Origin of the sequence: Hymenobacter sp. IS2118, from assembly GCF_000715495.1 — a bacterium.
GTDB lineage: Bacteria > Bacteroidota > Bacteroidia > Cytophagales > Hymenobacteraceae > Hymenobacter.
Map to the genome: position 1 here is coordinate 98,017 of NZ_JNLX01000084.1, position 14,726 is coordinate 112,742.

11 protein-coding genes are annotated in these 14,726 nt (G+C 61.9%); 2 read left to right on the forward strand and 9 right to left on the reverse strand.

Annotated features, from left to right (window positions below; all coding sequences use genetic code 11):
* Nucleotides 1–95 precede the first annotated feature (95 nt).
* Complete coding sequence (locus tag GM79_RS07365; protein WP_035561505.1) at nucleotides 96–872, reverse strand: energy transducer TonB; 777 nt, start codon at nucleotides 870–872, stop codon at nucleotides 96–98.
* 126 nt (nucleotides 873–998) lie between these two features.
* Complete coding sequence (locus tag GM79_RS07370; protein ID WP_410471176.1) at nucleotides 999–2,537, reverse strand: GNAT family N-acetyltransferase; 1,539 nt, start codon at nucleotides 2,535–2,537, stop codon at nucleotides 999–1,001.
* A gap of 398 nt (nucleotides 2,538–2,935) precedes the next feature.
* On the opposite strand from GM79_RS07370, the gene GM79_RS07375 reads away from it, so the two are divergent.
* On the forward strand, nucleotides 2,936–3,766 hold the full coding sequence (locus tag GM79_RS07375; RefSeq protein WP_035561508.1) for a hypothetical protein: 831 nt from the start codon (nucleotides 2,936–2,938) through the stop codon (nucleotides 3,764–3,766).
* 209 nt (nucleotides 3,767–3,975) lie between these two features.
* Here GM79_RS07375 and GM79_RS07380 read toward each other — a convergent pair whose 3' ends face one another.
* The 7 genes from GM79_RS07380 to GM79_RS07410 all read right to left on the reverse strand — a co-directional run bounded on the left by GM79_RS07380 (nucleotide 3,976) and on the right by GM79_RS07410 (nucleotide 11,476).
* Nucleotides 3,976–4,635 carry a 3-oxoacid CoA-transferase subunit B gene (locus GM79_RS07380; RefSeq protein ID WP_035561511.1) on the reverse strand — a complete coding sequence of 220 codons (660 nt, stop codon included), beginning with the start codon at nucleotides 4,633–4,635 and terminating at the stop codon, nucleotides 3,976–3,978.
* Between the two features lie 128 nt (nucleotides 4,636–4,763).
* On the reverse strand, nucleotides 4,764–6,140 hold the full coding sequence (locus tag GM79_RS07385) for a serine hydrolase domain-containing protein (RefSeq protein WP_035561642.1): 1,377 nt from the start codon (nucleotides 6,138–6,140) through the stop codon (nucleotides 4,764–4,766).
* 57 nt (nucleotides 6,141–6,197) lie between these two features.
* Complete coding sequence (locus tag GM79_RS07390) at nucleotides 6,198–6,896, reverse strand: CoA transferase subunit A (RefSeq protein WP_035561514.1); 699 nt, start codon at nucleotides 6,894–6,896, stop codon at nucleotides 6,198–6,200.
* A 10-nt stretch (nucleotides 6,897–6,906) separates the two neighbouring features.
* Nucleotides 6,907–8,133, reverse strand: coding sequence for a carboxypeptidase-like regulatory domain-containing protein (locus GM79_RS07395; protein WP_035561518.1), 1,227 nt, complete (start codon nucleotides 8,131–8,133; stop codon nucleotides 6,907–6,909).
* A 64-nt stretch (nucleotides 8,134–8,197) separates the two neighbouring features.
* Entirely contained in the window at nucleotides 8,198–9,439 is a 1,242-nt protein-coding gene (locus GM79_RS07400; RefSeq protein ID WP_035561521.1) for a carboxypeptidase-like regulatory domain-containing protein, read from the reverse strand.
* Nucleotides 9,440–9,472: 33 nt separating this feature from the next.
* Entirely contained in the window at nucleotides 9,473–10,420 is a 948-nt protein-coding gene (locus GM79_RS07405; RefSeq protein WP_035561525.1) for a bifunctional riboflavin kinase/FAD synthetase, read from the reverse strand.
* A gap of 147 nt (nucleotides 10,421–10,567) precedes the next feature.
* Nucleotides 10,568–11,476, reverse strand: a complete 909-nt coding sequence (locus tag GM79_RS07410; protein WP_035561528.1) for an LD-carboxypeptidase — start codon at nucleotides 11,474–11,476, stop codon at nucleotides 10,568–10,570.
* Between the two features lie 165 nt (nucleotides 11,477–11,641).
* Between GM79_RS07410 and GM79_RS26320 the strand changes: the two genes are divergently transcribed.
* A complete protein-coding gene (locus GM79_RS26320) occupies nucleotides 11,642–14,584 on the forward strand; it encodes a T9SS type A sorting domain-containing protein (protein WP_035561530.1) in 2,943 nt (980 codons plus the stop codon).
* Nucleotides 14,585–14,726 lie beyond the last annotated feature (142 nt).

Sequence of the window (14,726 nt, forward strand, 5' to 3'; positions counted from 1 at the left end):
TATTGGGAATGGATGCGCAACGGGGGTTTTCAGTTCAAAAAATATCCTATAATTTACTGCCTAACAAGGGTTAAGCGCGGATTGTGTAACGGTTTTCACCAGCCGCGCCCCCGGCCACCAGGAGTGCCGCCGGTCGGAAAATTGTCGGCCTGACGCTCGACGCCTACGGCCGTTACGGTCACTTCGCTCACGTAGCGGGGCTTGCCGGGGACCGGGGCCGGCAGGGGCGCGCCTTCGGCCACCAGCTTGGCCTGGCGGGCTTCCAAGCGCTTTTGGCGGGCCAGCTTGGCCTCGTCCGTTATCTCAAATTTCACAGCCAGGAAGAAGCGGGCGGCCGTGGGGCGGCCCAGGTGCACGGCAGGTATCCAGTTGTCGGGCAGGGTTTGCAAGGCCCGCCACACTTCCTGGTCGCAGTCGGGGCTCAGGCTTTTCTCGATGCTGAAGTCGCGCGTGTGGCCAGTGGCATCCACGGTGTAAGCCACCAGCACGGAGCCCTGCAATTGCTGGCGCAGCGCACTTACCGGGTAGCGCAACATCCGTTGCAGCTGGTTCAGCCGCGCATCGGTACTGCCCAAAATATGCGGGGGGCGGGCCATTATTTTGGCCTCCCAGGCCGCCTGCCCGGCCGGGTCCACGAGGTAGCGCGTGGTATCGGGGCGCAGGAAAGCAATGCGGCTGGAGTCGTAGTCGAAGGTGAGTTCCAGCTCTTGCTGGCGGGTGTAAAAATTCCACTTGCCCGTGCGCTGGCCATCCGCTGCCGTGGTGCCCTGCTCCAGCTGAAATGTTGACGCTGCAATGGGCAGAAGCGGCTTTTGGGCCTGGGCCTGACTCAAACTCAAGGTAGCAGCCAGCGCAAGAAGAATGGTTTTCATGAAATCGGGTAGCGGGGAAGAAGGGATTTACTGGCAAATGTAAGGAGTAATGCCGCGTTGCTGCCACCAAAAAAAGCCCCTGACAGCGCGTGCTGCCAGGGGCTGAGTTTCACGGTACGGCGGCAATTAACCGGCCGCGATGGCTTTGCGGCGGCTCACCCGCGGCGCGCGGTCAGCGCCCTGGTCCAGCAGCTCCTCGTCGCGCTCGGTTTTCTTTACCGACCAGCTCAGCGAGTACAGGTCGTGGCGCCGGTCGCGCAGGTTGCGCACGGCACCGCTGGTGTTCAGGTCCTTAAGCAGGTTCAGGTCGAGGTCGGCAATGAGGGTCATTTCCGTGTTGGGCGTGGCTTCGGCCACGATGGCATCGTGCGGGAAGGCGAAGTCGGAGGGGCTGAACACGGCACTTTGTGAGTACTGAATGTCCATGTTCTCGACGCGGGGCAGGTTGCCCACCGAGCCGGTGATGGCCACGTAGCACTCGTTTTCGATGGCGCGGGCCTGGGCGCAGATGCGCACGCGCTGGTAGGCGTTTTTGGTGTCGGTCCAGAAGGGCACGAACAGAATTTTCACGCCCTCGTCGCTCAGCATACGGGCCAGCTCCGGGAACTCCACGTCGTAGCACACCAGAATGCCGATTTTACCAAAGTCGGTGTCGAAGCTCTTGAGCTTGTCGCCGCCGCGCATGCCCCAGTAGCTGGCCTCGTCGGGCGTCACGTGCAGCTTGTACTGCTCGTCCACGGTGCCGTCGCGGCGGCAGAGGTAGGCCACGTTGTGCAGCTTCTCGTTTTCGTACACGGGCATCGAGCCGGCCACGATGTTGATGTTGTAGCTCACGGCCAACTCCATCATTTTATCCTTAATCGGCTCCGTGAACGCCGCCATGGCCCGGATGGCCACGGCCGGCGAGTCCTCGTTGGTGAGGGCCATGAGCGGGGCGTTGAAAAACTCCGGGAACATCACGCAGTCGGACTTGTAGCCGCTCACCGTGTCCACGAAAAACTCAATCTGCTGCAACAGGTCTTCCAGGCTGGTGGTGGCCCGCATCTGCCACTGCACAATGCCGATGCGCACGTTGGATTTGGTATTGCCGATGAGCTTTTCCTCTTCCTCGTAGTACACGTTAATCCACTCCAGCAGCGTGGCGTAGGCCTTCGATTCGGAGTCGTAGGGCAGGTAGCCGCGAATGATTTTACGCACGTAGAACTCGTTGCTGAGTTGGAACGTGAGGATGGGGTCGACCAGCTCCTTGTTGCGCACCTTCTCCACGTACTTGGCCGGGGTCATCTCGCTGGCGTAGGCGGCAAAGCCGGGAATGCGGCCACCGGCCACCATGGCGCGCAGGTTCAGGTTCTGGCACAGCTCCTTGCGGGCGTCGTAGAGGCGGCGGCCCAGGCGCAGCGAGCGGTACTCGGGGTCCACAAATACATCGACGCCGTACAGGGTGTCGCCATCGGAGTTGTGGGTGTCGAACTTGCCCAGGCCCGTGATTTTGGCGTAGGTGTGTTTGTCGCCGAAGTCGCTGTATTCCACAATAATGGCCAGCGCTGCCGCTACCAGCCGGCCGTTGTCCTCAATGCCAATCTGGCCTTCGGGAAACTTACGCAGCAGGGCCGAAAACTCGTCGGCGGCCCAGGCGCCCTCCATGTTGGAGTACACCTTGTCCATAATTTCCTTCACGGCCTTGAAGTCGGAGCGGCGCAGGGTGCGTAGCACCAGCCGGTGGGCCGCGGCGGGCGTGGGAGCCAGCACTTCGGCGGCGGGCTTATCAGTTTTTTTTGCGGAGGCGCTGTTAAGCGTGTTTTTATCGGAGGAAGCAGCAGCTTTGCCGTTAGAAGAAGTGGCCATAGGTAATCAAAGAATGTATCGAAACAGAACCACAAAGATGCGGCTGCCAGAAGCGGCAGCAGCTTTTGCGTGACCATGTAACGGTTTTCCGGGCGAAAAGGCTCAGTAAGGAACTCGGCAACGGCTCTAAAATGCCCTATCTTGGCGGTGTAGTTGCGCGATTACGCTTCCTTAACAACACTATTCCAGGTCGCGGCCAACCTGCTCCTTTCTCTACTATGCGCTTGCTGCTTATTCTGCTCACCTGCCTGGCGCTGGCCCCGCCCGCAAAAGCCCAAGGGCTGCAACTCAAGAATTACAGCCTCGGCTACCGGGTATTTGAAATAGAGTCCGTCGGGGGTACTCCTCTGGCGCTGGGGCGGTTTTTGCAGGACCCGTACACCTATCAGCAATTCGTAGAGGGCATTGTCTACACCAGCCTCGGCAACGGGGGAGGACCAATTCAACGGGTGCCTATGCGCTACCTCACGGCCGAATTCCACAAGCCGGCGGCAAGCTCGCATTTCTGGCGCCACTACACCGTGCAAACCGGGCTGGTACTCAGCCGTCGGATGAAGCTTTCGGGCGCATTTATCGGTAACGAGGAATTCTTGCCCTCGCCCGACAACCCGAACAGCTTTACCTATAAAGCCAACGGGTATTCCCTGACGCAGCAGCAGCAATTTCTGGGCGCCACGCTGGGCCTGAACCGTCGCTTTCGCCTAGTTGACCGGCTGCATTTCCTGGCCGGTTTGCACGGGCAGGCGAGCATCGCCGCTGTGCACGGCTACCAACCGCGCTGGGACAGCACCACGTTGGTTGTTGAAAACAGCCAGGTGCTGCGGCGGGAAACCAAAACCACGCAACTGCCCTACCTGCGCGGCAAAAACTACCTGCAGTGGCAGCTATTTATTCCGCTGGGCTTGGAGGCTGCGGTTTACAAACAGGAAGTGTTTGTGCGGCTGGAAGCTGATTTTGGGCTAATTGGCAACCAATTTAAACCCAACGACCTTGCTTCTCGCGAGGCCCACGGCATAGGGTTGTGGCTCACTTACCAGCCGAAGTATTAAGCAAATAGTCGTGTGGAAGCAGGCATATTTTGCTGAGGTTGTCATGCCGAGCGCAGCCGAGGCATCTCGCCCGCACCGTTCAACGAAGCGAGCTAGATGCCTCGGCTGCGCTCGGCATGACGGCTTAGACACCACGGTTACTTCTGAGCAGTTACCTGACTGATTACAAGCTGGGTCCGGTTGTTCCAAAACTACGCGCTGCCGCGCCACTACACGCCCTGCATTTCGGGCACCTCGCCTTCGGGGATTACCAGCGTGCCGGCGGTGGCGGCCACAATCTGGGCCACGCTCACGCCGGGGGCCCGCTCGCGCAGCACGAAGCCGTCGGGCGTCACGTCGAGTACGGCCAGCTCGGTCACGATTTTCTTCACGCAGCGCAGGCCGGTGATGGGCAGCGTGCATTCCGCCAATAGCTTGCTGCTGCCGTCTTTGGCCACGTGCTGCATGGCCACGATGATGTTTTTGGCTGAGGCCACCAGGTCCATGGCGCCGCCCATGCCTTTCACCATTTTGCCGGGAATCTTCCAGTTGGCGATGTCGCCGCGCTCCGATACTTCCATCGCGCCGAGGATGGTGAGGTCCACGTGCTCGCCGCGTATCATGCCAAACGAATCGGCGGAGCTGAAGAGGCTGGAGCCGGGCAGCGTGGTCACGGTCTGCTTGCCGGCGTTGATGAGGTCGGGGTCCACCTGGTCTTCCGTGGGAAAGGGCCCCATGCCCAGCAGGCCGTTTTCGGACTGCAATTCCACGTTGATGCCGGCCGGGATGTAGTTGGCCACCAGCGTGGGAATGCCGATGCCGAGGTTGACGTAGGAGCCGTCTTTCACTTCCTGGGCTATTCTTTTGGCGATGCCGTGTTTGTCAAGCATGATGCGGATTTGTGGGTGGGAATGAAAAAAGGCGTCATGCCGAGCTTGTCGAAGCATCTCTACCGCACTACTTAAATTGATTAGTTGCGCGGTAGAGATGCTTCGGCTGCGCTCAGCATGACCGTTCGTTATTTATTTTGTTCCGATACAAAGGTCTGGTAAACGGCGGTTTTGAATTTGTTGGCCAGGTCGCCGCCCGTGCTGTTGGGGTATTTCTGGGTGTAAATCAAGGCCACGAGCTTGGTTTTGGGGTCGACCCAATACGTGGTACCGAAGATGCCGCCCCATTCATACGCGCCTTCGGACAAGCCGCCGGGCTGCCGGGCCGCGTTTTCGGCGCTCACGATGCTGAAGCCCAGGCCGAACTTGTTGCCGCCCTGGCTCACGGCGCCCATCTGGTTCTGGGTTATCAGGGCCACGGTGGCGGGTTTGAGCAGGCGGCGGCCGTTGTAGGTGCCGTTGTCGAGTAGCATTTGCAGGAAGTGGGCGTAGTCGTCGATAGTGGACGAGAGGCCTGCGCCGCCCGAAAAATACGTGCCACCCGACGCCTTGGGATAGTCCGGAAACATGCCGTCGCGAGGTTCCATGGGTACGGTTTTTTTGGCCGCGTTCTCGGTGTAGAGTAGTGCCAGGCGGTTCTTCTTGTTGGCGGGCAGGTAGAACCAGGTGTCGGGCATGTTCAGCGGCTCGAACAGGCGGGCGCGCAGATATTTATCCAGCGGCTGGCCCGAGAGCACCTCAATGAGCCGGCCCAGCACGTCCACGCTCAGTCCGTAGCTGAACCGCTCGCCGGGCTGGTGCAGTAGCGGCAGGGCACCCAAGGCGTCCATAGATTTCGCCAGCGAGCCCGTGGGCGTGCCAATGCCGCTCGGAATGTCCGCTTTGGCGTAAATGGCCCGTGCCTCCGGCGAGCCAATCACCGGGTAGCTGATGCCCGACGTGTGCGTGAACAGCTGCCGGATGGTGACTTCGCCGGTGGCCGGCACCGTAGTGTAAGTCGAGTCCTTGGCGTTGAAAGTAGCCAGGACTTTGGGGTTGGCAAAAGCCGGCAGATACTTCGAAATGGGGTCGTCGAGCTGGAATTTGCCCTCCTCGTAAAGCAGCATCAGCCCAACGCTGGTGATGGCCTTGGTCTGGGAAGCAATGCGCACGATGGCATCCGTCCGCAGCGGCGTCTGGGTGAACATATTGTCCACGCCAAATGCTTTGCGATACACCACTTTGCCATCGCGCAGCACCAGCGCAATGGTGCCGGGCACGCGCTTGTCGTAGCGGCGGATGGAGCCTTTGGCCGTCGGCAGCGACAATGGGCCATACGCGCCGTGTGTGCCCACGTCGGCCGTGTACCGGGCCAGCAGCTCATCAATGCGCCGGGTATCAATCGCCTCCGCAGCTGCTGCTGGTGCAGCATTAGGCCGCCGGGCCTTAGCCACCGGGGCCGCTACCTGAGCAACAGCCCCGTAGCCGCTCAGCAGCAGCAGTAGCGCAAAAGTGTTTTTCTTCATACCGCTCATCATCAACAACCGTGAAATAAGTAACTCAGGCAGTCTAAAACGGGTATTTTATCCCTGCCGCACGGTGCGCTGCTCGATGCGCTTCTCGTAGTGCTGGCCCTGGTAAATGCGCTGCACGAAGATGCCCGGCGTGTGAATCTGGTTGGGGTCAAGCTCGCCGGCGGGTACCAGCTCTTCCACTTCGGCCACCGTGATTTTGCCGGCCGTGGCCATCATGGGGTTGAAGTTGCGGGCGGTGCCTTTGTAAATCAGGTTGCCGGCGGTGTCGCCTTTCCAGGCTTTCACGAAGGCGAAATCGGCGATAAGGCCGGTTTCGAGCAGGTACATTTTGCCGTTGAACTCGCGGGCTTCCTTGCCTTCGCCCACCTCGGTGCCGTAGCCGGCGGGAGTGAAGAAGGCCGGAATGCCCGCGCCGCCCGCCCGGCAGCGCTCGGCCAGCGTGCCCTGCGGAATCAATTCCACTTCCAGCTCGCCGCTCAGGAGCTGGCGCTCAAACTCCGCGTTTTCGCCCACGTAGCTCGAAATCATCTTCTTCACCTGCTTAGTTTGCAGCAGCAGGCCAATGCCGAAGTCGTCGACGCCGGCGTTGTTGCTCACGCAGGTGAGGTTTTTGGTGCCGAGGCGCAGCAGCTCCTGAATGGAGTTTTCGGGAATGCCGCAGAGGCCGAAGCCGCCGAGCATCAGTGTCATGCCATCGGCAATGCCCTGGAGGGCTTCCTGGGCGTTAGAAACGGTTTTGTTTATCATGGGTGGGAGGTTAGGGACCGGGCACAGCAGCCGGCGGCAGGTAATTCAGGGGTAAAAATTCACCCATTTTTTCGAACCCCCAGTATTCGTCGGCAAATACGGCCAGCGGATTCGCTAAGTGGCCGTTGGGCTTAATCTCCGTTTCGGGCACCCGCAGTAGCAATTGCGATACCTGGTTGGCGTCACTTTTCGCCGTGGCCAGCGGGGATAACGAGCGGCGGTACAGCGGGTCGGGCGCCTCCCGGATGTAAGTGACCTGCACGAAATCCCGGAACCGTAAAAACGTTTGGCTGCCGTCGTCGCTCTTTCGGCACAGGCTGTCGATGGGCCGCGGGGCAGTGTAAAGCATGGAAAACTGGCGCGGCTCGTCGCGCCACCGGTTCAATGAATCGATTTCCGCCGGCGAAATCTCACTGCCCAGCCCGCGGGCACGCAGCAAACGCTGCCGCAGGCTGTCGATGCGAGCAAAGCGGGGGTTGGGCACCACGCGCAGCCGTTGGGCCAGAAACCCGTTGGCACTCACCTGGTCGTCGCGCACGCTTTTCAAAAAATGGGTGAGCGAGCCGCGGTAGGCCTTCTCCCGGTTTTCTTCCCAGCGGCGCTGCTGGCCCTTGCTGCGGGCGGCCATCTCCTCAAACACCGGCTCGCCGTAAAACTGGAGGACCCGCGCCGTAAAATCGCAGGAGAACCGGAGCCCGAAATACTTGATGCGGTAGCCTAGTGCTTTGTTGTCCACTTGCAGGAAATTGGCAGAGGAGGCCGTCAGGGTGTTCTTTGGGGTGTCGAAATCCACCACTACCTCGTCGGGGTTTTTGATGGTGCACTGCTGCGAAAACGAGGTGCGGCCCAGAAATAAATCGACGAACACACGGTAATTGGATTGGCGGTTGGGGTCGGCGCGCACCACCACTTCGCCCAGCCGGTTGGCCGACGGCCCCAGCCGCAGCGTGATTTGCTGGGGTACGGCGGCGACCGTCACCGTTTGCTTGGCCAGGCGGTAGCCCACGTAGGAGCCCACCACGTCGTAGGTGCCGGCCGGTACGCTGGGGAAAACGAATTTTCCCTGTTCCGTGGTCGTCACCCCCAGCGTGGTATTGGCCAAAAACACACTGGCGAAGGCCAGCGGCTGGCGCGTCACCGAGTCCTGCGCCACGCCGCTGATACTGGCCTGAGCGAAGGCTGATGCTGGCGGCAAAATCAGTGCGATAAACAGCAGCAGCACCGGGTAGAAGCGCATACTCATCAGGTATTGGTTGAATCAAAACTGCGCTACAACGCCTCAGATTGGCTCTTTCGCCCGGCTACTTGGCGCTGGTAGGCGCGGCCGATGCACTTGGTGGCACGTAGTCGACGGGCAGGAATTCCCCGATACGCTCGAAGCCCCAGTATTCGCCATTATAAGCGTCCAGCGGGTTCATGAGTGAGCCATTGGGCTGAATCTCAGCCTGCCGGCCGCGCAGCTTGAGGCGCGACACCTGGCGCTTGGACGGGTATGAGACGCGCGAGTTGCCCAGTGGCGACATGCGGCGCTTGTAGCGCGGGTCGGGCGCTTCGCCGAAGTAGGCCACCTGCAATTCGCCGGTAAAGCGCAGGTAGGTGCGGCGCCCGTCGGCCGAAACCCGGCGCACGCTATCGATGGGCTGCGGCTCGGGGTTGAGGGTGGCCACGGCGGGCACCATGCGGTCCCACTTCGTCAGGGAATCCTCTTCGGCCGCCGTAAAGGGGCCGTTGGGCTTGCTCTCCAGTAAGGTGCGGCGTAGGCTTTCGGCCATTTCAAACCGGGGGTTGGCCACCACCTGCACCTGCTGGGTCAGAAACCCTTCGGCCTTGAGGCGACCATTGTAGGTGCTGCGCAAAAAGTGCATGAACGAGCCCCGGTAGGCCATGGCACGATTGGCCAGCCACTGCCGCCGCTGCTTGTCGTCGCGCGGCTTCATTTCCTCAAACACCGGCTGGCCGAAGTACGAAATGGCGCCCGACTCTTCATCAAAGGAAAAGTCAAGCCCATAGTACTTAAGGCGGTAGCCCAGCGCCTCATTATCAATCTGCACAAACTCTTTGGCCCGCACGCTCAGCTCCTTGGTCGAGTCGTCGTAGACCACCTGCACCTGGTCGGGGTTGCTGATGCGGCACTGGGCCGAAAACGACGTGCCACCAAGGAACAGCTCGGTGAATTTCTGGTATTGTTCGGGGTTGTTGGGGGCGGGTTTCACCACCACTTCGCCCAGCTGGTTGCCGGTCGGGGCCAGCTGCAGCGTCACTTCCTGCGCCGTGGGGCCCACGGTGATGGATTCCTTGCCCAGGCGGTAGCCCACGTAAGAGCCCACCACGTCGTAGGTGCCGGCCGGCACTCGGGCAAACTCAAACTGGCCCTGCTCGGTGGTGGTTACGCCCAGTGTGGTGTTGGCCAGAAACACGCTGGCGAAGGCCAACGGCTCGCGGGTTACCGAATCCAGGACCACCCCTTTCAGCTTGCCCTGGGCCTGAGCCGTGCCGCAAGCACCCAGCCAGCAGCACAACACAATCAAAAATAGTTGCTTCATTAATAATAGGTTAGAGATAAATGGAGACAAAGGTCAGGCCAGCGCCGCGCGCGTGGCCTCGGCATCCAACGCCAGTTGGGCGGTTAACGCGCCCAGGCCGTCATATTTTTCTTCGCCCCGCAGCCAGGCCACAAACTCCAGCGTCAGCTGCTGGTCGTACAAATCGCCGCTAAAGTCCAGCAGATTCACCTCAATGGTCTGCGCCAGGTCGTGGCCGATGGTGGGCCGGAGCCCGATGCTCAGCATGGCGGGGTGGCGCGTGCCCGCCGCCGTAGTGGCCCACACCGCGTAAACCCCACGCGCCGGCACCAGTTTTAGGGGTTCAGTAATAGTAAGATTAGCAGTGGGGTAGCCAATGGTGCGGCCCAGCTTCTGGCCGTGCCCCACCGTGCCGGTGAGCGGGTATTGGTAGCCCAGATAGCGGTTGGCGGTAGCAATGTCGCCCTGCCGCAGGGCCTGGCGAATGCGGGTGCTGCTCACGCCCACGGCGTCCACGTCTTCGCGCGCAATTTCTTCCACGCGCAGGCCGTAGCGGTCGGCGTGCTGGCGGAGGTAGTCGAACCCGCCCTCGCGGTTTTTACCAAACCGGTGGTCGTAGCCGATGACCAGCTGCCGGGCACCCACCGTTTTCAGCAGTAGCTGTTGAATGTATTCTTCCGACGTCCACTGCGCAAATTCCTTAGTAAAAGGAACAATCAGCAAATAATCGACGCCCAGTTCGGCCAGCTTGTCGATGCGCTCATTCAACGTGTTGAGCAGCTGTAGTTCCAGTAGCTCGGGGTGCGACGGGGGCGGCCCCAGCACCAGCCGCGGGTGCGGCCAGTAGGTGATAACCACCGACGGCCCGCCACTGGCCCGCGCTACTTCGCGCAGCCGCGCCAGAATGCGCTGATGCCCCACATGAACGCCATCGAACGTGCCGCTCGTGACGACTGCATTGGCAAGAAATGGAAATTGGGCCAGGTCGCGGATGACGTGCATGGGGAGAAAAGAAGCGCCACGAAGGTAACGGGCGCTTCGCAGTCTGTCGCTTTTCCCACTCCCTTGCCCTGCGGCGGAAGCGGCGCCAGGGTGTAGCCAGGGGAATTCTCAACAGGGCAAATCCAAATTCGTAAACGGTTCTGAAACCTACTCCAACACCAGGCGGGCGCCCGCCGGAGTAACTTCCAGCCGCGCCTGTTGGCCCACTACCAACGCCCGGTTATCAGCCTCGTGGCCCACTGGGAAGCCGTAGCCCACCGGGAAATCATACCGCTGCGCGTAGGAATTGATGATTTCCTCGGCGGCGCTGCCGAAGGGAATGGCATTGTCGCGCATCTGCGAGAAGTGGCCCACTACCAGCCCGGCCAGGCCTGCCAGCTGCCCGCTGCGGTGCAAATGCAGCAGCATGCGGTCGATGTGGTAGAGGTACTCGTCGAGGTCCTCCAAAAATAGAATGCGGCCCGCAAAGCTGGCCTGCGAGGCCGTGCCGGTGATGGTGTGCAGCAAGCTCAGGTTGCCGCCCACCAGCTCGCCGGTGGCGGTGCCGGGGCGGTTGAGCGGGTGCGTCGGCGCTTCCAATGGCAGCGGGGTTTCGCCAAAAAGCGCCCCGCGCAGGCTTTCCAGCGCCGCTTCGCCGCCGGCCTGATGGAACAGTACCGGCATTACGCCGTGGATGCTGGCGTGGCCCAGGGCCAGCAAGTGGCTGTTGAGGACCGTGATGTCGGAGAAGCCGGCCACCCATTTGGGTTGTTGCGCAAAGCCGGTGAAATCGAGGTCGTCCACGATGCGGGCGGTGCCGTAGCCGCCGCGGGCGCAGAGAATGGCCCGGACGCTGGGGTCGTCGAGCTGTTGCTGGAAGTCGCGGCGGCGCAGGGCGTCGTCGCCGGCAAACTGGTGGTGCTCGCCGGCAATGCTTGCCCCCAGTAACACCTCCAGGCCCCAGCTCTGGAGGGTGGCGATGGCGGGTGCCAGCTCGGCGGCGGTTATTTTGCGGGCCGTGCTCACGATGGCCACGCGCTGGCCGGGCTGCAGGGAAGGAGGGGGTAGGACTGGCATTGGACTAAATAAAACGGCTGCAAGTAAGGCAGGGCGAGTCGGTTGCTGCGCGGTGGGCGACTTTCAGCGTCTGACAGTTAAATTTGGACGGGCATGGCGCTAAACCCCGGCCGTGGCTTTTACGTCAAGCCCAGGACTCGTTATTTTCATTTTTTTGGTTTTTCTATGAAAGCTACTTTACTGCTCGTCTGGCTGCTGCTTGTTGGCGCCGGCCAACACGCCGCCGCCCAAACGCCCATCGACGGCACCGGAGGACGGTTTGACCAGCCCATTTTTCCGGATGTTACGGTTACTTCGGGTGTGGTCTATGGCTCGGCGCCCGATTTCGCCGGCGTGCCTACCACGCTGCGGATGGATATTTATCAGCCCACTGGCGACGTAGCACCCGAGCGGCCCGTCATCATCTTCGCCCACCAGGGCGGCTTTTTCATTGGCTCGCGCACCGATGCCTACATGGTAAAAGTCTGCACCCAGTTTGCCCAACTGGGCTACGTCACGGCCAGCATCGACTACCGGCTGCGCTTCCTCCCCACGGGCTTCAACGCGCCCGCCGATACCCCGCAGGTAGCCAGAGCGGCCATTCGGGGCATGCAGGACATGCGCGCGGCTGTGCGGTTTTTCCGCCAGGACGCGGCCACGGCCAATACCTACCGCGTCAGCCCCAGCCGCATTGTGGTGGGCGGGTCGTCGGCCGGCGGTTTCATGGCCCTCGAAGTGGGCTACCTCGACAAAGCCAGCGAGGTGCCGGCCTACGTGGGCCTGGCCGCCCTGGGCGGCATCGAAGGCAATAGCGGCAACCCCGACTATTCCAGCGCCGTGCTGGCCGTGCTCAACCTGAGCGGTGCCACCGAGCAACCCAGCATCATTGAGGCCGGCGACGCTCCGCTCTACAGCCTGCACGGCACTGAAGATAGAACGGTGCCGTATCTGCAAGGCAAAATAGGTTCCATATTGCCACCCAAGTACGTGTACGGCAGCGGCAAGCTGCATCCTTACGCCACCACCGTGGGCGTACCCAACTTCTTGCGCACGCTCGTCGGCGCGGGCCACGTGCCGTTTGAAAGCACCAGCGCGGCGGGCCTGGCGGCGGCCGAAACCGCGTTCAGCGACATTCGCGACTTCCTGCGCCCACTGCTGGCGCCCTTCACGCCGACGGTGTTTCCCAGCCTCGTTATCGATGTTGATACCGACGTGCCGGCCGGCACTTATCAGGACATCACCATCAACAGCGGCCAGGCCCGGCTGCTGGGCAACGTGACGGTGCTCGGCACGCTGACCGTGGCGAACACCGGCGCGCTCAACACCAATTGCTTCGTAGTAGATGGCGCCGGCAGCTTCGACCTCAAGGCCGGCGGCACGCTTCGCATCTGCGACCCGGCTGGCATTGCGGCCAGCGGCACCACCGGTGCCATCCAGACCACCGGCACCCGCACCTTCAGCGCCGATGCCAGCTACGCGTATGTAGGCACAGCCAACCAGGTAACCGGTTCTGGCTTGCCGGCGCAGGTGCGCGAGCTGGAAATTGCCGTCGCCACGGCCAATTCGGTTTCGTTGACCAATGCGCTGGCCATCAGTCAAAAACTGATGCCTACCAGCGGAACCCTGAGTAATGCCACACGCAGTGTAACGCTGCTCTCCAACCCGGCCGGCACGGCACTGGTAACGCCCGGTGCCGGCACCGTGGCCAGCCCGCTCACCGTGCAGCGCTACATCGACCCCAGCGTGAACGCCGGCCTGGGCTACCGCCACCTGGCACCGCCCCTGGACAATATCACCACTGCCAGCCTGACTACCAATGCGTTCACGCCCGTGCTCAACACAGCTTACAATACCAGTGACCGGCCCGACCTCGTGCGCCCGTTCCCCACGGTGTTTGAGTACGACCAGCAGCGGACGCTGACCTCGCCGGCCACCAACTACTCCTTTTTCGACAAAGGCTGGGCCGTGCCCACGGGCGGCACCGCCACTACTACGCCGCTGGCACGCACCCGCGGCTACGCCGTGAACATGCCGGCCGGCCAGACGCTCAGCTTCACCGGCCCGCTGACCCGCAACAACGAACCTATAGCCGTGACGCTGGCCGGTTCCGCCACACCCGATGCCGGCTGGTTCCTGCTCGGCAATCCCTTTGCCTCGGCCCTGAACTGGGACAACGTGGACGTGCCCGCGACCGTGAGCTCGGCCATGTACATCTTCGTGAGCACCAGTCAGTACGATGGCCGGTACCGGTCCTACGTGAACGGGGTGGGGCCGACTGCCGCGGCTACCATTCCGCTGGGGCAGGGCTTTTTCGTCCGGTCCTCGGTGCCCGCGCCCGTCACCCTGACCTTCCCGGTGAGCGCTCGGATTACTGATTTCGCGGCGGCTAACACCGCCACCGTGCAGCGCGGCACGGCCGATGCCCGGCCCCGCCTCCGCCTCACGGTGACGGAAGCGGCCAAAACCGCGGCCTCCGACGAAACCTACCTTTACCTCGAAGCCGGCGCCACCGCAGGCACCGATTTGCGCTTCGATGCCCACAAAATGCCCAACCCCAATGGTCTGAACCTGGCTTCGGTGGTTGATGGCCAGCCGTTGGCCATCAACGGCTTGCCTGTTTTGGGGACTCCGGCGGTGGTGCCACTGACCCTCACCGTGCCCCGCGTGGGTACCTATGTGTTGGCCGCCGAGCAGCTGGTCAATTTCGCTCCCGGTGCCACCATCGTCCTTGCTGATGCCGTGACCGGCACGCGGACTCCACTGGCCGCTGGTAGCCAGTACCGCTTTTCACTGGCGGGCCTCACCGCAGCCGGCCGCTTCACGCTGGAGCTGCGGTCGGCTCCTCTGGCTGCCACCAGCCCGGCCCAGGCACTGGCGGCGCAGCTGCAGGTATACCCCAACCCAGCTTCAGGCAGCTTCACATTACTGCTGCCCCAGCTGAAAGGTGGCCAGGCCGCGGCCCGGCTGACCAATGCCCTAGGCCAAACGGTGCGGACGCAGCAGCTATCAGCGGCGGTAGGCCAGCCCATGCAGGCCGAAGTAGACGTGCGCGGCCTGGCGCCTGGCGTGTACCAGCTGCATCTCACTGTCGGCACGATTCCGCTGGTGCGCCGTGTGGTAGTGCGTTAGCGCCAGTAAGTAGCTACTATTTTTACCACTTGCCCCGCTTCCAACGTCCTTTGCTAACATGGGGAGGGCGTTGGGGGCGGGGCAAGCGGCTTTAATAGCCTCCTGGTAATCTTAAAAAATGTCGGTAATTTCTCTTGCCCGG

Excerpts from the sequence above, each read along its gene's own strand:
- GM79_RS07410 (WP_035561528.1), bottom strand. The coding sequence starts at position 11,476 with ATGCCAGTCCTACCCCCTCCTTCCCTGCAGCCCGGCCAGCGCGTGGCC.
- GM79_RS07365 (WP_035561505.1), bottom strand. The coding sequence starts at position 872 with ATGAAAACCATTCTTCTTGCGCTGGCTGCTACCTTGAGTTTGAGTCAG.
- GM79_RS07405 (WP_035561525.1), bottom strand. The coding sequence starts at position 10,420 with ATGCACGTCATCCGCGACCTGGCCCAATTTCCATTTCTTGCCAATGCA.
- GM79_RS07370 (WP_410471176.1), bottom strand. The coding sequence starts at position 2,537 with ATGGACAAGGTGTACTCCAACATGGAGGGCGCCTGGGCCGCCGACGAG.
- GM79_RS07395 (WP_035561518.1), bottom strand. The coding sequence starts at position 8,133 with ATGCGCTTCTACCCGGTGCTGCTGCTGTTTATCGCACTGATTTTGCCG.
- GM79_RS07385 (WP_035561642.1), bottom strand. The coding sequence starts at position 6,140 with ATGAAGAAAAACACTTTTGCGCTACTGCTGCTGCTGAGCGGCTACGGG.
- GM79_RS07390 (WP_035561514.1), bottom strand. The coding sequence starts at position 6,896 with ATGATAAACAAAACCGTTTCTAACGCCCAGGAAGCCCTCCAGGGCATT.
- GM79_RS07375 (WP_035561508.1), top strand. The coding sequence starts at position 2,936 with ATGCGCTTGCTGCTTATTCTGCTCACCTGCCTGGCGCTGGCCCCGCCC.
- GM79_RS07380 (WP_035561511.1), bottom strand. The coding sequence starts at position 4,635 with ATGCTTGACAAACACGGCATCGCCAAAAGAATAGCCCAGGAAGTGAAA.
- GM79_RS26320 (WP_035561530.1), top strand. The coding sequence starts at position 11,642 with ATGAAAGCTACTTTACTGCTCGTCTGGCTGCTGCTTGTTGGCGCCGGC.
- GM79_RS07400 (WP_035561521.1), bottom strand. The coding sequence starts at position 9,439 with ATGAAGCAACTATTTTTGATTGTGTTGTGCTGCTGGCTGGGTGCTTGC.